Source organism: Pseudomonas sp. 58 R 12, assembly GCF_900005865.1.
In the GTDB taxonomy this organism is placed as follows: Bacteria; Pseudomonadota; Gammaproteobacteria; order Pseudomonadales; family Pseudomonadaceae; genus Aquipseudomonas; species Aquipseudomonas tritici.
In genome coordinates this window covers 193214-214111 of the sequence record NZ_CVTP01000026.1, presented here as the reverse complement: position 1 = coordinate 214111, position 20898 = coordinate 193214, and the positions used below count along the sequence as shown (strand labels likewise).

The 20898-nt window shown below is 60.9% G+C and carries 19 protein-coding genes; 1 reads left to right on the top strand and 18 read right to left on the bottom strand.

Features of this window, described 5'->3' with window-relative positions:
- Positions 1–108: 108 nt before the first annotated feature.
- The 16 genes from dtd to hutC form a co-directional block, all read right to left on the bottom strand.
- Entirely contained in the window at positions 109–546 is a 438-nt protein-coding gene (gene dtd / locus BFP95_RS23775; RefSeq protein WP_065875754.1) for a D-aminoacyl-tRNA deacylase, read from the bottom strand.
- Complete coding sequence (gene pip, locus BFP95_RS23770) at positions 543–1514, bottom strand: prolyl aminopeptidase (RefSeq protein ID WP_049710438.1); 972 nt, start codon at positions 1512–1514, stop codon at positions 543–545. The genes dtd and pip overlap by 4 nt, the downstream gene beginning before the upstream one ends.
- Before the next feature lie 103 nt (positions 1515–1617).
- On the bottom strand, positions 1618–2547 hold the full coding sequence (locus tag BFP95_RS23765) for an alpha/beta hydrolase (protein ID WP_065875755.1): 930 nt from the start codon (positions 2545–2547) through the stop codon (positions 1618–1620).
- Between the two features lie 38 nt (positions 2548–2585).
- Positions 2586–3521, bottom strand: a complete 936-nt coding sequence (locus BFP95_RS23760) for a choline ABC transporter substrate-binding protein (protein ID WP_065910802.1) — start codon at positions 3519–3521, stop codon at positions 2586–2588.
- Positions 3522–3647: 126 nt separating this feature from the next.
- Positions 3648–4448: an N-formylglutamate deformylase gene (gene hutG / locus BFP95_RS23755; RefSeq protein WP_065910801.1), complete on the bottom strand. Its 801-nt coding sequence runs from the start codon at positions 4446–4448 to the stop codon at positions 3648–3650.
- Positions 4449–4462: 14 nt separating this feature from the next.
- Positions 4463–5668 carry an imidazolonepropionase gene (hutI, locus tag BFP95_RS23750; protein WP_065875758.1) on the bottom strand — a complete coding sequence of 402 codons (1206 nt, stop codon included), beginning with the start codon at positions 5666–5668 and terminating at the stop codon, positions 4463–4465.
- Between the two features lie 15 nt (positions 5669–5683).
- The gene (locus BFP95_RS23745; RefSeq protein ID WP_065910800.1) at positions 5684–7093 is read right to left on the bottom strand and encodes an amino acid permease; all 1410 of its coding nucleotides are present in this window, start codon (positions 7091–7093) and stop codon (positions 5684–5686) included.
- 200 nt (positions 7094–7293) lie between these two features.
- Positions 7294–8832 carry a histidine ammonia-lyase gene (gene hutH / locus BFP95_RS23740; RefSeq protein WP_139115327.1) on the bottom strand — a complete coding sequence of 513 codons (1539 nt, stop codon included), beginning with the start codon at positions 8830–8832 and terminating at the stop codon, positions 7294–7296.
- Between the two features lie 33 nt (positions 8833–8865).
- A complete protein-coding gene (gene hutH / locus BFP95_RS23735; RefSeq protein WP_065910823.1) occupies positions 8866–10374 on the bottom strand; it encodes an HAL/PAL/TAL family ammonia-lyase in 1509 nt (502 codons plus the stop codon).
- Between the two features lie 159 nt (positions 10375–10533).
- Entirely contained in the window at positions 10534–11358 is an 825-nt protein-coding gene (locus tag BFP95_RS23730) for a quaternary amine ABC transporter ATP-binding protein (protein ID WP_017138612.1), read from the bottom strand.
- The gene (locus BFP95_RS23725) at positions 11355–12206 is read right to left on the bottom strand and encodes an ABC transporter permease (protein ID WP_049710445.1); all 852 of its coding nucleotides are present in this window, start codon (positions 12204–12206) and stop codon (positions 11355–11357) included. Before BFP95_RS23725 ends, BFP95_RS23730 begins: the two co-directional genes overlap by 4 nt.
- A 72-nt stretch (positions 12207–12278) precedes the next feature.
- Complete coding sequence (locus BFP95_RS23720; RefSeq protein WP_065875760.1) at positions 12279–13244, bottom strand: ABC transporter substrate-binding protein; 966 nt, start codon at positions 13242–13244, stop codon at positions 12279–12281.
- Positions 13245–13313: 69 nt separating this feature from the next.
- Positions 13314–14759, bottom strand: coding sequence for a purine-cytosine permease family protein (locus BFP95_RS23715; protein WP_065875761.1), 1446 nt, complete (start codon positions 14757–14759; stop codon positions 13314–13316).
- 143 nt (positions 14760–14902) lie between these two features.
- Entirely contained in the window at positions 14903–16573 is a 1671-nt protein-coding gene (hutU, locus tag BFP95_RS23710; RefSeq protein WP_065875762.1) for a urocanate hydratase, read from the bottom strand.
- A gap of 402 nt (positions 16574–16975) precedes the next feature.
- On the bottom strand, positions 16976–17536 hold the full coding sequence (locus BFP95_RS23705; protein ID WP_065910799.1) for a HutD/Ves family protein: 561 nt from the start codon (positions 17534–17536) through the stop codon (positions 16976–16978).
- The gene (gene hutC, locus BFP95_RS23700; RefSeq protein ID WP_173668614.1) at positions 17533–18243 is read right to left on the bottom strand and encodes a histidine utilization repressor; all 711 of its coding nucleotides are present in this window, start codon (positions 18241–18243) and stop codon (positions 17533–17535) included. The genes BFP95_RS23705 and hutC overlap by 4 nt, the downstream gene beginning before the upstream one ends.
- Before the next feature lie 147 nt (positions 18244–18390).
- On the opposite strand from hutC, the gene BFP95_RS23695 reads away from it, so the two are divergent.
- Positions 18391–19755 (top strand): formimidoylglutamate deiminase, encoded by a 1365-nt coding sequence (locus BFP95_RS23695; RefSeq protein ID WP_065875765.1) that lies wholly within the window; start codon positions 18391–18393, stop codon positions 19753–19755.
- A 125-nt stretch (positions 19756–19880) separates the two neighbouring features.
- Here BFP95_RS23695 and BFP95_RS23690 read toward each other — a convergent pair whose 3' ends face one another.
- A complete protein-coding gene (locus BFP95_RS23690) occupies positions 19881–20450 on the bottom strand; it encodes a lipocalin family protein (RefSeq protein ID WP_038841684.1) in 570 nt (189 codons plus the stop codon).
- Between the two features lie 30 nt (positions 20451–20480).
- Positions 20481–20735 carry a lipoprotein gene (locus BFP95_RS23685; RefSeq protein ID WP_049710452.1) on the bottom strand — a complete coding sequence of 85 codons (255 nt, stop codon included), beginning with the start codon at positions 20733–20735 and terminating at the stop codon, positions 20481–20483.
- Positions 20736–20898 lie beyond the last annotated feature (163 nt).

Sequence of the window (20898 nt, the reverse complement as noted above, 5' to 3'; positions counted from 1 at the left end):
CCGTAGCGCGCGATTATCTAGTAGGCCGCGAAACAACGCATCAGGGATAACGAAGTATTTGTAGCGAAACACTGCGTTTTTAGGCATTAAAAGTCGTTTTTAATACATTCACGTCTGCAAGAGGAAGGTGACAGGCCCGTCATTGACCAAATGCACCTGCATATCGGCGCCAAAACGCCCCGACGCCACCTTGCCATGCAATTGTTGCGCTTGTAACAGCAAGTGATCAAAAAGCGCCGCTCCCAGGGCCGGCGGGGCCGCTGTGGAGAAGCTCGGCCGCAGCCCGCTCTTGGTATCCGCCGCCAGGGTGAACTGCGACACCAGCAGCAACCCACCGCCGATGTCCTTCAATGACAGGTTCATCTTGCCTTCATGGTCGCTGAACACCCGGTAGTTCAGCAGCTTATGCAGCAATTTATCGGCGCTCTCGGGGGTATCTGAAGGTTCGACGGCCACCAGCACCAGCAAACCCTGATCGATTGCGCCGACGACTTCGCCCGCCACCTCTACGCGGGCGCTACGCACCCGTTGCAACAGGCCCTTCATGCTTCTTCTGGCGGCAGGTCGAGCAAGCGCCGTGCCATTTCGCTGGTCGCACGCACCAACGCATCGGTGATCCCGGGTTCGGACGCCGCATGACCGGCCTCGCGAATCACCTGCAGTTCACTGTTGGGCCAGGCCTGGTGCAGCTCCCAGGCATTATCCAATGGGCAAATCATATCGTAGCGCCCATGAATGATGACGCCAGGCAGATGAGCGATCTTGTGCATATCACGGATCAGCTGATTAGGCTCCAGGAAGGAGTTGTTGGTGAAGTAGTGGCACTCGATCCGCGCAATGGACAGGGCGCGCTGCGGCTCGGAAAACCGCTCGACGTGCTGCGGGCTCGGGCACAGGCCGAGCATGCGCCCTTCCCAGCCGGACCAGGCTTTGGCCGCGTGCATCTGGGCGATCTGGTCGTTGCCGGTGAGGCGCTTATGGTAGGCCGCGATCATGTCGTGGCGCTCTTCCGGTGGGATCGGCGCGATGTAATCCTGCCAGTAATCCGGGAACAGCCGGCTCGCACCGGCCTGGTAGAACCATTCGATATCCTGCGGGCGGGCCAGGAATATGCCACGCACGATCAGGCCAAGCACGCGCTCCGGGTGGGTTTGCGCGTAGGCCAGGGCCAGGGTCGAGCCCCAGGAACCACCGAACAGCACCCATTTGTCGATGCCCAAATGCTCACGGATGCGCTCTAGGTCGGCGACCAGGTCCCAGGTCGTGTTGTTTTCCAGGCTGGCGCGCGGGGTGGAGCGCCCGCAGCCACGCTGGTCGAAGGTGACAATGCGGTACAGGTTCGGGTCGAAATAGCAGCGGCTCTGGGCATCACAGCCGGCACCTGGGCCACCATGGATGAAGACGACGGGCAAGCCTTCGGGGGAGCCACTTTCATCGACGTACAGCGTGTGGGTGTCATCGACTGCCAGATCGTGCCGGGCGTAGGGTTTGATCTGCGGGTACCAAGTCTGCATTGCGCGCTCCGTAAGGGGTCGGGTTCATCCCTGGGGGGACGTCTTTTATTCTGCCGTCTGGCACTATAAACCCGAATTGTGCAATGAGCATGTCCTTGCGCGCTTAGACCTGTGTCAGCCCTTCTCTCTCCAGGTACTGCAACAGACAATCGTAGAGCTGATCCACCTCCGGCGCCTGCCGCCGCGCCCGCAGGCAGCCGTGGACCAGGCCTTTTCCTGGATAAAGTACGCTGGCCACGCCCGCCGCTTGCAGGCGTTCGGCGTAGAGCAGGCCGTCGTCACGCAGTGGGTCGAACTGGGCCACGGCAATGAATGCCTTGGGCAAACCGCTGAGATCTTCGGCCAACAGCGGCATGGCGTAGGCCGACGGCTTGCCACTGCCCCGCAGGTACAGCGCCAGATAGCCCTCGGCGTCGGCGCTGCTGAGCAGCGGGGCGTCCATGCAGTCGCGGCGCGACGGCAGGTCGGATGGGCCACCCAGGCCCGGATAGATCAACACTTGGGCGAGAGGCAACGGTTGCCGATCATCGCGCAGCCCCAGGCATAACGCCGCTGCCAGATTGCCGCCTGCGCTGTCACCGATCACCACCAGCTGTTGCAGATTGATAACGTGCGGGCCCTGCCCCGCCTGGATCGCCTGCCACACCGCACGGCAATCTTCGTAAGCTGCCGGAAAAGGGTGCTCAGGCGCCAACCGGTAATCGATGGCGATCACCAACACCTGCAGAGCGCTGGCGAGTTCGAAGCAGATGAAATCGTGGGAATCCAGGCCGCCGACGACCCAGCCGCCACCGTGTATATATAGAAGGCACGGCCAGCCCTCAGCCGGTGCAGGTGACGCGGGGAGATAACTGCGAACGCCTACACCGGCCAATGCATAGGCCGAGACTTGCAGCCCTTCAGGCTTTGGCGGGGTGAAGGCTTGGCACATGCGATGGTAACTCTGGCGCAAGCCCGCCAGCGATGAGTCGTTGCTGGTGAAGGACTCGGTCTTGGCGACGAACGCAGCAAGCGGTGGAGAAATCGGATACATGCGCAAATATCCCTAAACGGTGGGAGCGGTGCAGGTTCTCAAAGCTCCAGGCTGGCTTGTACAGCTGCCACTGCGTCCGAACCATCAAACGCCGTGACCCCGACCAGCCAGCGCTGCAGGTCCTCGGGATGATCGCGCAACCATTGCCGGGCCACGTCCTGGGGCGATTCGCGCTCCATGATCGGCACCATCAACTGGCTTTCCTGGGCGGCCGTGAAGGTGAGGTTTGCCAACAAACGGTTGGCGTTGGGGCAACGTTCGGCAAAGTCTGGCGCAGTGACGGTAGAGACGGTGGCGCGGCCTTCGTCGGGGCCGAACACATCTTCACTGCCAGTGAGGTAAGCCATTTTCATGTTGATGTTCATCGGGTGCGGCGTCCAACCGACAAAGACCACGAACTCCTTGCGATTCACCGCGCGCTGCACCGCCGCCAGCATCCCCGCTTCGCCAGAGGCAATCAGCTTGAAGCCGCCCAGGCCGAAGCGGTTGGTGTCGATCATTTTCTGGATATCGGTATTCGCACCACTGCCGGGCTCGATGCCATAGAGCTTGCCGCCCAGTTTGTCCTTGAAGCGAGCAATGTCGGCAAAGGTCTTCAGGCCGGCATCCGCTACGTATTGCGGCACGGCCAGGGTGGCCTGGGCGTCGGTGAGGCTGGGTTTGCCGAAGACTTTGACCTGCTTGGCCGCCAGGAACGGCGCGATGTTGTTGTCCATCGCCGGCTTCCAGTAGCCGAGGAAGATATCCAGGCGCTTGTCGCGGATGCCGGCAAAGATGATCTGCTGCACGGCGCTGGTTTGTTTGCTGTCGTAGCCCAGGCCGCTGAGCAGCACGTCCGCCATGCCGGAAGTGGCGACCACGTCAGTCCAACTGACCACGCCCATGCGGATGTTTTTGCAGGACGCCGGTTCGGCGGCCATGGCGTTGGCACTGATCAATAGGGCGCTGGTGACGGTCAACAACAGTCTTTTCATGGATAAGGGCTCACTCGGCTGTTTTTGATGCACAACCCTACCCAGTGAAGCCTTGGTTGACGCGACCTGTGGCGACCGGCAATTGCACTGCGGCGACTGTAAGGCTATTGCTGCAACACCGAAAATTTACCGGTAATGCGCTTGGCCCCAAGCCAGGAGCCCTTCCAGCAGTTGCTTCAACACCACCCGCGTCGGCTCGGCCAAATCCGGGCGATAGCGGAACGGTTCGAACTCCTCCATATAGGTGCTTTGGCACAACTCCAACTGCACGGCGTGAATATCCTGCGCCGGATCACCGTAATGCCGAGTGATATGCCCGCCCTTGAAACGGCCATTGAGTACATGGGTGTATTGCGGATGTTGGGCGCAGATGGCTTCCAACTGGCTGGCCAGATCGGGATCACAGGCCGCACCGTTGAACGTGCCGAGGTTGAAGTCCGGCAGCTTGCCTTCGAACAGGTGCGGGATGACCGAGCGAATCGAGTGCGCATCAAACAGCAAGGCGTAGCCGAACTCGGCCTTGAGTCGCGCCAGCTCCTCTTGCAGCGTGCGGTGATACGGGCCCCAGACCTTTTGCAGGTAACTGGCGCGCTCCGCCTCGCTCGGTTCCAATCCTTCGCGGAACAATGGCACGCCATCAAACAACATCGCCGGGTACAGGCCGGTGGTGGCGCCTGCGTACAACGGTTTGTCGTCGGACGGCCGGTTCAAATCGATGACAAACCGCGAGTACTCCGCCGCCAGGGTGCTGGCGCCCAGCTCTTCGGCAAAGTCATAAAGCGTGGGGATGTGCCAATCGGTATCCGGCAGGCTTTGCGCCTCGGGGATCAACCCGGCCTCGACGGCGGGCGTCAGGCGCAGGCCGGCGTGGGGCATGCTGATCAGCAGCGGCACGCGGCCTTGTTTGAAGTTCAGAACCTTATCCACAGTAGCAGTACTCCTTATACGGTGACATCGACGCCGTGGCGCACGACGCGTTTATCCAGCTCGCCGCCCAGCCAGTAAGCCAGGTCGGCGGGACGATCAATCTGCCAGGCAACAAAATCCGCGACCTTGCCCGCTTCCAGGGAACCATGGGTGTCGCCCATGCCCAATGCGGTGGCCGCGTGTTGCGTGGCGCCGGCCAATGCTTCTTCAGGAGTCATGCGAAACAGCGTGCAGGCCATATTCAGCATCAAGCGCACCGACAGCGCCGGCGAAGTGCCGGGGTTGAGGTCGCTGGCGATGGCAATTTTCACGCCGTGCTTGCGCAGGGCCTCCATGGGCGGCAATTGGGTTTCACGCAGGAAGTAGAACGCGCCTGGCAGCAATACCGCGACGGTGCCGGAGGCGGCCATGGCGATAGCGTCGTCTTCGGTCATGAACTCCAGGTGGTCCGCCGACAACGCGTGGTAACGCGCAGCCAGGCTGGAGCCGTGCAGCGACGAGAGTTGCTCGGCGTGCAGCTTCACCGGCAGGCCAAGTTGCTGGGCGACTTTGAACACGCGCTCCACCTGCTCGGTGGAAAACGCCAGGTATTCGCAGAACGCATCCACCGCATCTACCAGCCCTTCTGCCGCCAAGGCCGGCAGCATCTCGGCGCAGATGTGGTCGATGTAGTCGTCGGCGCGGTCCTTGTACTCCGGCGGCAACGCATGAGCCGCCAGGCACGTGGCACGCACGCTGACCGGCAGCGCTTCGCCGAGGCGACGGGCGACCCGCAGCATTTTGCGTTCGTTGACCAAGTCCAGGCCATAGCCGGACTTGATCTCTACCGTAGTGACGCCGTCGCGCAGCAAACTGCGCAAGCGCTTGTGGGCGCTGGCGAACAGTTCATCCTCGGTCGCGGCACGAGTGGCACGCACGGTGCTGGCAATGCCACCGCCCTTGGCCGCGATCTCGGCGTAGCTCACGCCTTCGAGGCGCTGCTCGAATTCGCCGCTGCGGTTACCGCCAAACACCGTGTGGGTATGGCAGTCGATCAGGCCGGGGGTGACCCACGCGCCTTGCAGGTCATGCACCTGGGCGTAATCCGCCGTGGGTACTTGGCTGCGGGGGCCGATCCACTGGATGAGCGAGCCGGCAGTCACCATGGCGGCATCCTCGATGATCGAGTACTTGCCCTGGGCCATGGTTGCGACGTGGCAGTGTTGCCAAAGCGTTTTCATCAACGCCTCCCTAAGTTATCGATGAGACAAAGCCGCGTCGTAGTGGACCTTGGCCGCTTGCCCTGCCGAAGGTTTGACCCACAGCAGGTACGCGACGACCAGCAACACGATCCACACGGCACCGACCAGCAAGGCGGCCTGGGTGTCCGGGAAGTAACCCAGCACGCCAAACACGAACAGCATGAAGACGATGGCGGCCGCTGGCGCGTAGGGCCAGAACGGCACCGGGAATTTCAGCTCGGCGACCTGTTCTTTCGTCATCGAGCGGCGCATGGCGACTTGGGTGAACAGGATCATCAGCCACACCCAAACAGTGGCGAAGGTAGCAATCGAGGCAATCACCAGAAACACGTTTTCCGGGATCAGGTAGTTGAGCACCACGCCGCCCAGCAGTGCCGCGCCCATCACCAGCACGGTCATCCACGGCACGCCGTGCTTGGACAATTGTGCAAAACCCTTGGGCGCCTGCCCTTGCTGGGCCAGGCCGTACATCATGCGGCCGGCGCCAAAAATGTCACTGTTGATGGCCGAGACTGCCGCCGAAATCACCACAATATTGAGGATGGTCGCCGCCGAGCCGATCCCCAGGTTGCTGAAGATCTGCACGAACGGGCTGCCCTGACTGCCAATCTGCGGCCACGGGTAGATGGCCATCAGCACAAACAGGGTGAGCACGTAGAACAACAGGATGCGCAGCGGTACCGCGTTGATCGCCTTGGGGATCACACGTTGCGGATCCTTGGCTTCGCCGGCGGTGATGCCGATGATTTCGATGCCGCCAAAGGCGAACATCACCACTGCGAACGAGGCGATCAGGCCGCCGATGCCATTAGGCATGAAGCCGCCGTGGGCCCACAGGTTGCTGAGGCCGCTGGCCTGGGTTTCACCGGAAGAATGGATGCCGAACAGCATGATGCCGAAGCCGCCGAGGATCATCGCGACAATCGCGCCGACCTTGAGCAGCGACAGCCAGAACTCCATTTCGCCAAACACTTTGACGTTGCACAGGTTCAGGCCGCCGATCAGAAACACGATGCCGAGCACCCAGACCCAGCGCGCAACCTCGGGAAACCAGAAGCCCATGTAGATGCCGAACGCGGTCACATCGGCCAGGCACACGATGATCATTTCAAAGGCATAGGTCCAGCCCAGGATAAACCCGGCCATGGGGCCCAGGTAGGTGCTGGCGTACTGGCCGAAGGAGCCAGACACTGGGTTGTGCACGGCCATCTCGCCGAGGGCGCGCATCACCATGAACACGGCGGCGCCGCCGATCAAGTAGGCCAGCAGCACGGCGGGGCCCGCCATCTGGATCGCAGAGGCAGAGCCATAGAACAGCCCGGTACCAATCGCGGAACCGAGTGCCATGAAGCGAATATGTCGGGCGCTGAGCCCGCGTTTCAAACCCTTTTCTTGCTGGTGCATTTCTCGTCCTTAATTATTTTTATCCTGAGAAAAATCCGAACCTGGCGCCTGACAACTGTAGTGAGCGGGCTTGCCCCGCGCTGGGCTGCGAAGCAGCCCCAAAACCTGCCTCGCGTTCTGTCTGAAGACATGCGGTGGCCACTTCAGGGCTGCTGCGCAGCCCAGCGCGGGGCAAGCCCGCTCACTACAAGGTGTTGCGGTTACAGGCTCGGCAGGAGATTGGCCGGCACCAGCTCATTCAGGCAGCGAGTGGCGAGCAATTCGCTGGCGGCGTTGATGTCCGGGGCGAAGAATCGGTCCTTGTCATAGAACGCCACTTTGTCGCGCAGAATGCCGCGCGCCTTTTCCAACTTCGGCGAGGTTTTCAGGCCTTCGCGCAGGTCCAGGCCCTGGCAGGCTGCCAGCCATTCCACGGCGAGAACGCCACGCGTATTCTCAGCCATCTCCCACAGACGCTTGCCGGCAGCCGGTGCCATGGACACATGGTCTTCCTGGTTGGCAGAAGTCGGCAGGCTGTCGACACTGTGCGGGTGAGCCAGCGCCTTGTTCTCGCTGGCGAGTGCGGCGGCAGTCACCTGGGCGATCATGAAGCCGGAGTTGACCCCACCATTGCCCACCAGGAACGGCGGCAATTGCGACATGTGCTTGTCCATCATCAACGAGATACGCCGCTCGCTCAGCGAACCGATTTCAGCGATGGCCAGCGCCATATTATCGGCAGCCATAGCAACAGGTTCGGCGTGGAAGTTGCCGCCCGAGATCACGTCGCCTTCGGCTGCAAACACCAGCGGGTTATCCGACACGGCGTTGGCTTCCACCACCAGCACTTCAGCTGCCTGGCGGAACTGGGTCAGGCAAGCGCCCATGACTTGGGGCTGGCAGCGCAGGGAGTACGGGTCCTGCACCTTGTCGCAGTTCTGGTGCGACTGCGAAACCTGGCTGCTTTCGCCCAGCAGGTCACGGTAGGCCGCTGCTGAATCGATCTGCCCACGCTGGCCACGTGCGGCATGAATACGTGCGTCGAACGGCGAGCGCGAACCGAGTACCGCTTCCACGGTGAGGGCGCCGCAGGCCAGGGCGCCGGCGAACAGGTCTTCGCCTTCAAACAACCCACGCAAGGCATAGGCGGTGGACACCTGAGTGCCGTTGAGCAAAGCCAGGCCTTCCTTGGCGGCGAGGGTCAACGGCATGAGGCCGGCGACTTTCAGCGCGTCGGTGGCTTCCAGCCATTCGCCCTTGTAGCGCGCCTTGCCTTCGCCCAGTAGCACCAGGGACATGTGCGCCAACGGCGCCAGGTCGCCGGACGCACCGACCGAACCTTTCAACGGAATATGCGGATACACCTCGGCGTTGATCAGCGCGATCAGCGCGTCGATCACTTGGCGGCGGATCCCGGAGAACCCACGGCTCAGGCTGTTGACCTTGAGCACCATGACCAGCCGCACCAGCGCATCGCTGATCGGCTCACCCACACCGGCGGCGTGGGACAGCACGAGGGAGCGCTGGAGGTTTTCCAAGTCTTCGCTGGCGATGCGGGTCGAGGCGAGCAGGCCGAAGCCGGTGTTGATGCCATAGGCGGTGCGGTTCTCGGCAAGAATCTGCTCCACGCAGGCAACGCTGGCTTCGATCTGCGCCGTGGCGCTTTCATCCAGGCTGAGGGTTACCGGCTGCTGGTAGATGGCCCGCAGTTGGGCAAGGCTCAGTTGGCCTGGAATCAGGTTTAGCGCAGTCACATTCATACTCCTTGTGAATTGTTCTTTTGAATAAAGTGTTCAGTGCAAATTAGGGAAAGCGGTGTCGTTGATCAGTTGGGCAGCGCTCGCAATGTCCGGCGCCAGCCAACGGTCCTGCTCATAAGCAGGTACAACTTCACGCAGCAGGCGCCAGGCGCGGTCAGTGCCTGCACCGAAACGCTGGTCTTTGAGGAACTCAAACGCCTGGGCCGCCAGCAAGTACTCGATGGCAAGGATCTGCGTCACGTTGGCCAACACTTGGTGCAGCTTGAGCGCGGCGTTGGTGCCCATGCTCAGGTGGTCTTCCTGCAGGCCCGAGGTGACGAAGTTGTCGAGCACCGCCGGTTGCGCCAGTTGGCGGTTTTGCCCGCACAGCGAGGCGGCGACGTACTGCACGATCATCATCCCGGAGTTGACCCCGGGGTTGCTGACCAGGAACGCCGGCAAGCCACTGACATGCGGGTTGATCAGGCGGTCCAGGCGGCGTTCGGCCACCGAGCCGATTTCGGCCATGGCAATGGCGAGCATGTCTGCCGCCAATGCGACGGATTGGCCGTGGGGATTGGCCTGGGACACCACGCGGTAGTGGTCCGGCGTGCCGAGCAGCAGTGGGTTGTCGGTGGCGCTGTTGAGTTCAGTCTCAATCTGCCGCGTGGCGTGCTCCACCTGGTCACGCGCCGCGCCGTGGATTTGCGGGATTGAGCGGATGCTCAGTGCGTCCTGGGTGCGAATACCACGGCTGCTGGCGATCACTTCGCTGCCATCAAGCAAGGCGCGCAGGTTGCTGCCCACGTGTTGCATGCCGGGGTGCGGCTTGAGCGCGATGATTTCTTCATCAAACGCATCGATCTGACCGCGTTGGGCCTCAAAACTCATGGCGCCGATCACGTCTGCCCATTGCAGCAAGTGATGCGCGTCGGCCAGGGCCAGGCAGCTCAGCCCGGTCATGCATGGCGTGCCGTTGACCAGGCACAGGCCGTCTTTGGCGCCAAGCACCACCGACTGCAAACCTTCAGCAGCCAGGGCTTCTTGCGCCGACACTATCTGGCCGCAATAGCTCACCGTGCCAACACCCAGCAAGGCCACGCCGACGTGGGCCATATGGGTCAGGTAACCCACCGAACCCTGGGACGGCACTTGCGGTGTGATGCCGTGGTTGAGCAACGCCAGCAGCGAATGCACCACCTGCGGATGCAGGCCGGACTTGCCGTGGCTGTAGTTGATGACGGCGGCGCAGATGATCGCGCGCGTTTGTTCATCGCTGAGCACCGGGCCGACGCCACAGGCATGGCTGAGCAGGGTATTGCGCGACAGCTGGCTGAGTTGCTCGCCTTTGAGCGACACATTGCACAGCGCGCCCAGGCCGGTGTTCACCCCATAGGCGCGCTCGCCGCTGGTAACGATGCGCTGCACGATGGCCTGGGCATTGTCGATGCGCGCCCAGGCTTGGCCCGAGAGTTCGAGCACGGCGCCGTGGCGGGCCACGGCGACCACGTCCTGCCAGCGCAGGGGGGCGTCGGCGATGATGATTTTTGCTGCCTGGGACATCTTCATACCTTCTTTAATTCTTGTGCAGCTTTGCCGGCCTCTTCGCGAGCAAGCCCGCTCCCACATTTGAACTGCGTGAACCCAGTCAAATGTGGGAGCTGGCTTGTCGAATCGTCGCACCGCTGCGATAGCGCCAGCCGGTTCACCACAAAACCTGGCTCACACCACCGCCGCCCGCCGCTGGACAAACCGATCCACATACTCATCCGCCGGCGAATGCAAAATCTCGCGCGGGGTGCCGACCTGGATCAGCTTGCCGTCCTTGAGGATCGCAATGCGGTTGCCTATGCGTACGGCTTCGTCGAGGTCGTGGGTGATGAACACGATGGTCTTGTGCAAGGTCTTTTGCAGTTCCAGCAACTGGTCTTGCATCTCGGCGCGGATAAGCGGGTCGAGGGCGCTGAAGGCTTCATCCATCAAGATGATGTCGGTGTCAGCCGCCAATGCACGGGCCAGGCCGACACGCTGGCGCATGCCGCCGGAAAGCTGGTGCGGGTATTTATTTTCGTAGCCTTTGAGGCCCACGGTTTCGATCCAGTGCAAGGCGCGCTCGGCGCACACCTGCTTGGTTTCGCCACGCACTTTCAGGCCGTAGGCGACGTTGTCGAGCACGCTCTTGTGCGGCAGCAGGCCGAAGCTCTGGAACACCATGCTGATCTTGTGCCGACGGAATTGGCGCAGGGCTTCCATGTCCAGTTGCAGAATGTCTTCGCCGTCCACCAGGATCGCGCCGCTGGTAGGGTCGATCAGGCGGTTGAAGTGGCGCACCAACGTGGATTTTCCGGAACCCGACAGGCCCATGATCACGAAGATCTCGCCGGTGCCGATGCTCAGCGACAGGTCATTCACGCCGACCACGCAGCCGGTCTCAGCCAGGACCTGATCCTTGGTCTTGCCCTGGCCAACCATCGCCAAGGCCTCCTTGGATCGGTTGCCGAAGATCTTGAAGACGTTTTTAACTTCGATTTTGCTGACAGTAGTCATTTGCTCGCCTCATGCCGTGGACGACCATAGGCCTGGGTAATGCGGTCAATGACCACTGCGAGAATCACGATCGCCAGCCCGGCCTCAAGGCCACGGCCAACGTTGAGGGTCTGGATGCCGACGAGCACGTCCTCACCCAAGCCACGGGCGCCGATCATCGAGGCGATGACCACCATCGACAACGCCATCATCGTGGTCTGGTTGATCCCGGCCATGATGCTGGGCAATGCCAGCGGCAGTTGCACGCCGAACAGTTGCTGCCAGCGGTTGGCACCAAAGGCGTTGATGGCTTCCATGACTTCGCCGTCAACCTGGCGAATGCCCAGGTCGGTGAGGCGAATCAGCGGCGGCGCGGCGTAGATCACCGTGGCGAAAATCGCCGGGACCTTGCCCAGGCCGAACAGCATCAACACCGGGATCAGGTACACGAAGCTCGGCATGGTTTGCATGATGTCGAGCAGCGGCATCAGCACCGAACGCAGGCGATTGCTGCGCGCCGACAGGATGCCCAGCGGAATGCCGATCAACACCGAGATCACGGTGGCGACCATCATCAATGCGAGGGTCTGCATCAGCTTGTCCCACAGGCCAACCGCGCCCACCAGGAACAGCAACCCGACGATCACCGCCGTGGTTACGACCTTGCGCGTGGCGTGCCAGGCAACCGCGCCGACGATCGCCAGCATCAACCACCAGGGCGCCGCACGCAGCATCCCTTCCAGATTGACGATGGCCCACAGCAGGGTGTCGGAAATGTGCCGGAACACATCACCGTAGTTGGTGACCAGTGAATCCACCCAACCGTTGACCCAGTCGGCGATGGAAAACGTAAAACTCTCAGGAAACATAGCGTGCTCTCGATCCAGTGGGTTGTGGCCGGCTGTCCGACTAGCCCCTCAGGGTAGCCGGACAGGCTTGACCTACAAGGCCGCGTCGATTTTCTTGGCTGCGTCTTCGCTCACCCAGGCGTGCCAGACTTCAGGATGTTCCTTGAGGAATATTTTCGCCAGTTTCGGCGACTCAATTCGTTCCTTGGCCATACGCCCCAGGTTCTGGTTCAGCAGGTCGATCGGCAGGTTGACCTTTTCCAGCACGGCCACCAGTTCCGGGGCCTGCTCGTGGAAGGTCTTGGACAGGCCGACCTTGATGCTCACGCTTTTATCCACGCCGGGTTTTTCTTCCAGCTTGACCAGGTCGACCTGGCCCATCAGCGGGGTCGGCGACCAGTAATAGAACAGGATCGGCTCGCCACGCTTGTAGCTCGACAGCACCGCCGCATCCAGCGCCGGGCCGGTGCCAGGGCGGAAGTTGGTGTAGGTACTTTCCAGGCCGTAGCTCTTAAGCATTTCGCTGTTGTCCAGCTCGCAAGTCCAGCCGGCCGGGCAGTTATAGAACCGGCCCTTGGACGGTTCTTCCTGGTCCTTGAACACCGAGGCGTACTTGGCCAGGTCGGCGATGTTTTTCAGGTCCGGGGCCTTGGCTTCCAGCTTGCGCTTGGCGTCGCCTTCGATCACGTAGCGCGGCACGTACCAGCCTTCAATTGCGCCGACGATCGGAGCGCCGACACCGACGACTTTGCCGGCCTTCTCGGCCTTGTTCCAGACCTCGCTGCGGCCGACCCATTCTTCGGCAAACACTTGGATATCGTTGCTGCTCAGGGCGTTTTCCATGGTGATGGAGTTGCCCGGCAGGCTATCGGTTTTGCAGTCGTAGCCTTTTTCCAGCACGGTTTGCAGGATGTCGGTAAGCAACATGCCGCTTTCCCAGTTCAGGCCGGCGAACTTCACCGGTTTGCCGGATTCGCACCAGCCCGCCGCCTGGGCGCCAACGCTCGCCAGCACGCCCGCAGAGAACAGTGTGGCCAACAGGGTCTTATGCATTTTCATTGTTGTGACGCTCCCAATCTTGAAATGGATTACGGCAGTCAGTAGGCGTCCTGCCCTGTCCACGTCCCATCAGGCTTGTGCAGCCAGCCCGTTTGTTGTTGGTGTAGCGCCCTGCTCTACTGGCAGGATCAATTGATCGGGCACTGTGCCGTGCCATTTTTTCGCACACACGTAGTACAAGGCTGCGGGAAGCACCAGCCCGATGATCCAGGAGATATCCACATCACCCAGCGCAGCCACCAAGGGACCGGTGTAGAACTTGGTGGAGATAAATGGCAACTGCACCAGCACGCCGAAGACATACACGCTGATACCGAGCAGGTTCCAACGGCCGTAGCGACCGTTAGGGTCGGCCAGCGCCGGCACGTCATAGCGCTCGCGGGTAATGCAGTAGTAGTCGACCAGGTTGATCGCGCTCCATGGCGTAAAGAACGCCAGCAGGAACAGGATGAAAGACTTGAACGCGCCGAGGAACGAGTGCTGACCGAGCAACGCGATCAGGGTCGCAGTGCCGACAATCACCAGCACAAACACCAGGCGCTGCAGGCGCGTAACCTCCAGGCGACCACGGAAGCCGCTGATGATGGTCGCGATGCACATGAAGCTGCCGTAGGAGTTGAGCGTGGAGATGGTGACCTTGCCGAACGCGATGCTGAAATACAGCAGGGCAGCGGTGGCACCGGTACCGCTCAAACCCACGATATAGGCCACTTCGTGACCGGCAAATTGCCCGTTGGACATGGCCGCGGCAAACACGCCAAGGGTCATCGCCACCTGCGCCCCAATCACCGACCCTGCGCCAGCCGCGAAAAAGGTCTTCACCGAAGACGTCTTGCTCGGCAGATAACGTGAATAGTCAGCCACATAAGGGCCGAAGGCTATCTGCCAGGAGGCCGCGAGCGACACCGCCAGCAGGAAGCTGCTCCAGCTGAAGTGGCGGATTTGCAGGAGCGCGCCAACGTCGGTCTGGCCGATCAGACGGCTGAACAGGTAGACAAAGGCAATCACCCCAATGACGCTGGCGACACGCCCAATGAAATGGATCACCCGGTAACCCAGCACCGTGACCAGCACAATGACACTGGCAAAGATCAGGATCCCGACGCTGTCGCTGACACCGAACAACTGGCCCAGCGCCTGACCGGACAGCACGGTGCCGGTGGCGGTAAAACCGAGGTACATCAAACAGACCAGCACGATCGGAATAGCCGCGCCATACACACCGAACTGCACCCGGCTGGAGATCATCTGCGGCAGGCCCAGCTTGGGCCCTTGCGCCGCATGCAGCGCCATCACGCCGCCGCCAATCAGTTGGCCAATCAGCAAACCGATCAACGACCAGAACACATCACCGCCCAGCACCACGGCCAAAGCCCCGGTGACAATCGCAGTGATCTGCAGATTGGCGCCCATCCACAGGGTGAACTGGCTCAATAGACGACCGTGTCTTTCCGCTTCCGGGATGTAGTCGATCGAACGCCTTTCGATCAACGGGGTGGTGTCATTTGCAGCCATGTGTGTTCAACCTCTGATGGATTGTTTTCTGGTTCACTGCAGATCAAATGTGGGAGCGGGCTTGCTCGCGAAAGCGGTGGGTCAGCTAACGATTCCGGTGACTGATACACCGCATTCGCGAGCAAGCCCGCTCCCACATTTTGTTATTTGATCATCGGGAGATTGAGGCCCTGCTCCTTGGCGCAGTCGATCGCGATCTGGTAACCCGCATCCGCATGACGCATCACCCCGGTAGCCGGGTCGTTGTGCAGCACGCGGGCGATCCGCTCAGCCGCTTCGTCGGTACCGTCGCAGACGATGACCATGCCGGAGTGCTGGGAGAAGCCCATGCCCACGCCGCCGCCGTGGTGCAGCGAGACCCAGGTCGCGCCGCTGGCGGTGTTGAGCAAGGCGTTGAGCAGCGGCCAGTCGGACACGGCGTCGGAACCGTCCTGCATGGCTTCGGTTTCGCGGTTCGGGCTGGCGACCGAGCCGGAATCGAGGTGGTCGCGACCGATCACCACCGGAGCCGACAGCTCGCCGCTGCGTACCATTTCGTTGAACGCCAGGCCGAGCTTGGCGCGCTGGCCCAGGCCAACCCAGCAGATACGCGCCGGCAGGCCCTGGAAGCTGATGCGCTCGCGGGCCATGTCCAGCCAGTTGTGCAGGTGCGCGTCGTCGGGGATCAGCTCTTTGACTTTAGCGTCGGTCTTGTAGATGTCTTGCGGGTCGCCGGACAGTGCAGCCCAACGGAACGGGCCGATGCCACGGCAGAACAGTGGGCGGATGTACGCCGGTACAAAGCCTGGGAAATCGAAGGCATTTTCCACGCCTTCTTCCTGGGCCATCTGGCGGATGTTGTTGCCGTAGTCGAAGGTCGGGATGCCTTGTTTCTGGAATTCCAGCATGGCTTTGACGTGCACGGCCATCGACTGCTTGGCGGCCTTGATTACGGCAGCCGGTTCGGTCTTGGCGCGGGCGCGGTATTCGTCCCAGGTCCAGCCGGCCGGCAGGTAGCCGTTGAGTGGGTCGTGGGCGCTGGTCTGGTCGGTGACCATGTCCGGGCGCACGCCGCGCTTGACCAGTTCCGGCAGGATTTCCGCCGCGTTACCCAACAGGGCGATGGAGATGGCCTTGCCTTCCTGTGTGTATTTGGCGATGCGCGCCAGGGCGTCGTCGAGGTCCGTGGCTTGCTCGTCGACATAGCGGCTGCTGAGGCGGAAATCGATGCTGACCTGCTGGCACTCGATGTTCAGCGAGCACGCGCCGGCCAGGGTTGCAGCCAGTGGTTGGGCGCCGCCCATGCCGCCGAGGCCGGCGGTGAGGACCCAACGGCCGGTCAGGTCGCTGTTGTAATGCTGGCGACCGGCTTCGACGAAGGTTTCGTAGGTGCCTTGGACGATGCCCTGGCTGCCGATGTAGATCCAGCTGCCGGCGGTCATCTGGCCGTACATGGCCAGGCCCTTGGCATCCAGCTCGTTGAAGTGTTCCCAACTGGCCCAGTGCGGCACCAGGTTGGAGTTGGCGATCAGTACGCGCGGAGCGTTGCTGTGGGTCTTGAACACACCAACCGGCTTGCCGGATTGCACCAGCAGGGTTTCGTCATCATTGAGGTGGGTGAGACTCTCGACGATCTGGTCGTAGCACTCCCAGTTACGCGCCGCACGACCGATACCGCCGTATACCACCAGTTCTTTCGGGTTCTCGGCCACTTGTGGGTCGAGGTTGTTCATCAGCATGCGCAGCGGCGCTTCAGTCAGCCAGCTTTTGGCGGTGAGCTTGTTACCGTGGGCGGCGCGGATTTCTACGTCACGGTACTTGGTTGGCTTAGTCACAAAAAACTCCTCGGCGATTGATGCGCATACTGTGTTGGTGCGAAGTGGACTCTTACGCACACATCTTTACTTGTACATACAAGCATATGCAATCAAGCGGCCAACTTTCTAAAAGAGCTGCCGAGAATTTTTGGGGATGCCTGCGCGAGCCTTGGAAATTAAGGCTTCGAGGCTTGATGAAATTTCTTACGGGAGGCTTTTGCTGCGAGGGAGGTTTGTCACGACAACGTCGTTTTGCGCCACGCTGGGGCATTCGGTAACAAACTGGTGCAGAGACTGGAAACAGATTTAATGTTCCCCACAAAACAATTGTGGGAACTGGTTTGCCTGCGATGGCGGCGTGTCAGTCAGCACATTTAGCACTGAAACGCCGTTGTCGCAGGCAAGCCAGCTCCCACATTTTTAACCGCGTGCGGTCAGTTCGATGATGCAGCTACGGCCGGCGACGGAAATGTCCAACAGGCCAGTGTTACCGTCGATTTGCAGGCAATCGTGATGACCCAATTTCTCGTCCAGCACCTTCACCTCATCGGCAACGCTGAACACCAGCACCGTCTGCGCCGTACTGAAGAAACGCTGCACACCGTCGATCCATTGCAGCCGCGCGTGGTAACGCTGCGGCGAATAGATCAGGTTGAAGTCGCGGATGGGCCCGGTGATCAAGCGGCACTCCACCTGGCTGTCACCCTTGAACGCAAAAGGTTGCAGCGGTAACAACCCACGCTGTTCTTCGCCATCCACGGTCAGCACCATGCCGGCGCCTTTGATCACGGTGATCACCCGCTGGTAGCCGGCGAAGATGGAAAAACCGCCCGATTCCGCAATATCCGCAATCGACAGGCGCCAGCCAAAGCCATCCAGGCCTGCGCCGGCATCACGGGTGATTTCTTCGGTACTGCCGCCGCCGTTTTTCCAGGGCATGCGCACGTAATCCGCAGCGCGCCAGACTTTTACGGAACTCATTTACTGAAACGTCCTTCCAGGCTGTGACGGGAACCGGGGTGAATCAAACGCGCGGCCGTCACCGGCTGGCGGCCCGACCAGGTGCGTCGACGGATCAACAGGCACGGTTCGCTGGGCTCGATCTGCAGCAGCTTGCACTCGGCGGCGTCAGCGAGGATGGCTTCGACCACGTGCTCGCCTTCGGTCAACGGTGCAACCTGGTTCAAGTAGGCGTAGGGCGTTTGTTGGGTGAAATCCTGTTGCAGGTATTCCGGGGCGACCAGTGCATTGACGAAACGGTCTTCGATTTGCACGGGAATATCGTTTTCGAAGTGCACGATCAACGAGTGGAAGACCCGCCCGCCTTCGCGCATTTCCAGGGCGACGGCGCGCTCGGAACCGGCAGCTTCTTCGCCCAAGGTGATGACTTGGCAGGTGTGTCGATGACCGCGAGAAGCGATCTCATCGGCAATGTTGTGCACTTCAAACAGCGCGGACTGGCTCTTGGGCTCAGCGACGAAGGTGCCGACGCCCTGCATGCGCACCAACAAGCCTTCGGCGGTGAGCTCGCGCAGGGCGCGGTTGATGGTCATGCGGCTGAAACCCAACTGGCTGACCAGTTCGCTCTCCGACGGCACACGGTAATGAGGCGGCCAGTTGCCGTTGAGGATCTGCTGGCTGATCATTTGTTTGACGCGGGCATACAAGGGCGCCGGACTTTCGTCCATGTGGGCAGCCAGCGAAGACTTGGCAGGCGGAGTCGGCACAGGGAATCCTTGCAGGGGAAAAAGATGCATAGATTGCCGGAGTTTACCGAGCAGGCAAACGTCTGTATATGTATATACAAATAAACACACGACCGGGGTGCCTTGATCATGTCCGCTTTCTTTGCCGAACGCGCGCTGCTGCCTAATGGATGGGCCAACGATGTACGTCTTGAAGTCAGCGCAGATGGGGTGCTGACAAAGGTTGAGGCCAATGCCAGCGCAGACGCTGCCGAACGGCTGAGAGGCCCGGTGTTGGCGGGTATGCCGAACCTGCACTCCCACGCTTTCCAGCGTGCAATGGCAGGTTTGGCAGAAGTGGCCGGCAACCCGAATGACAGTTTCTGGACCTGGCGCGACCTGATGTACCGCATGGTCGGCAAGATCAGTCCGGAGCAATTGCACGTCATCGCGCGTCAGCTGTATATCGAGATGCTCAAGGCCGGTTATACCTCGGTGGCCGAATTTCACTATGTGCACCACGATGTCAGCGGCCAGCCGTATGCCGACCGCACGGAGTTGTCGCGGCAGATCAGCCAGGCAGCGACCAGCAGTGGCATTGGCCTGACGTTGGTGCCTGTGCTTTACACCCACTCCGGGTTTGGCGGCCAGGCACCGAATGAAGGCCAGCGGCGGTTTATCAACAGCACTGAACACTATCTGGACCTGCAGGCGCGGCTGAAACCGATCCTGGCAGCACAGCCGGCGCAGCAGTTGGGGTTGTGTTTCCACTCGCTGCGCGCCGTCACGCCCGAGCAAATCCATGCAGTGCTGGCCGCCAGCGACAAGGCGTGCCCGGTGCATATCCACATTGCCGAACAGCAGAAAGAAGTCGACGACTGCCTGGCCTGGAGCGGAAAGCGCCCGCTGCAATGGCTGTATGACAATGTCGAGGTGGATGAACGCTGGTGCCTGGTGCATGCCACGCATGCAGATCCTGAAGAGGTCACGCGCATGGCCAAGAGCCGCGCAATTGCCGGTTTGTGCCTGACTACCGAGGCTAACCTGGGTGACGGGATTTTCCCGGCCGTGGATTTTCTCGCCCAAGGCGGACGCATGGGCATCGGTTCCGACAGCCATGTGTCACTGAGCGTGGTGGAGGAATTGCGCTGGCTCGAATACGGCCAGCGCCTGCGCGATCAACGGCGTAACCGCTTGTATCGCGATGATCAGCCGATGGTGGGGCGCACGCTGTTTGACGCGGCGCTGGACGGCGGCGCCCAGGCATTGGGGCAGCCGATTGGCCGGTTGGAAGTGGGTAAACGTGCGGATTGGCTGGTACTGGATGGCAATGATCCGTACCTGGCGACGGCAAGCGAAGACGGGATTTTGAATCGCTGGTTGTTTGCCGGTGGGGATCGGCAGGTGCGTGATGTGCTGGTGAACGGGAAGTGGGTGGTGCGGGATGGGCGGCATGCCGGCGAAGAGGAAAGCAGCCGGGCGTTCACACAAGTCTTGAGAGATTTGCTGAGTTAAGAACACCCTAAAACACATGTGGGAGGTGGCTTGCCTGCGATGCAAGCACCTCGGTATGTCAGGCATATCGAGGTGATGCTATCGCAGGCAAGCCAGCTCCCACATTTGATCGGCAGTGTTTCCGTTTACTGCGAAGTCTTCGCCATCTGCTTGTCCGACGTGCGCCAGATCAACCGCGTGGTGTCATAACCCTGCTGCCGCGCCCTGCTCAGCAGGTCTTCGCGAGTGTCGGCGCTCACCGTAGGCGTGCGCGACAAAATCCACATGTACCGCCGGCTCGGGCTGCCAACAATCGCGGTCTTGTAGTCATCGCTGACATACAACACCCAGTAATCGCCCTTGGCAACGCCCGGCAACAGTGCGGTAAACCAGTTATTGAATTCCACCCAAAGCTTGTCAGTCTTGCCCGGCACTTGCGGCGTAGCCGTGCCCTTGGCTTCTTCCCACTTCCACTCGGTCGTCAGGCAGCGGTTGAACACCGACATGTCGCCATCAGGCAGCAATGTGTAGCGGGCTTCGGACTGCGCGCAGTTGCGCTGGAAGTACATCGGCAATCGGGCCAACTCATACCAAGTGCCCTGGTAACGCTTGAGGTTGACGTTGCTCGCAGTCTTGGGTTGCAGATCATCGCCAGAATGGCTGGCGCAGCCCGCCAAAAACAGGCTGGCACAAAGAAACAAAACAAAACGGATCATTCTTCTTCTCCCGCAGGCTTTCGCCCCGGTTTACTTCAGGCCTTGCCCGGAAAACATCAGAACCTTGTCACCGGCATATTGCACGCTGATAAAGCTGTTTTTATCGCCCCAGGTGCAGCTGGACATGCCCAGTGCGCCGGAACAGTCAGTCGGCTGACCCAGCAGTGATTCCACTTCAGCCTTAGGCATGCCAGCGGAAAGCTTCGCGTAATTTTCTTGGTTGACCTTGCTGCAAGCGGCCAACAGCACGCAAAAGGTCAGCAAGGCGAGACGACGTAACGACATGGAAAAACTCCTGGAGGGACTAAGCAGCATGGGGGTCTGCCAGAAGCTTAGAAGGGAAAAGAGGTTTCTGGTTCCCGACGAACGAAAACAAAAAAGCCCCGAAAACGCTGAAACGTTTCGGGGCTTCTTTAAGGGTGAACCGGCTCCCAATAACGCCGATCAC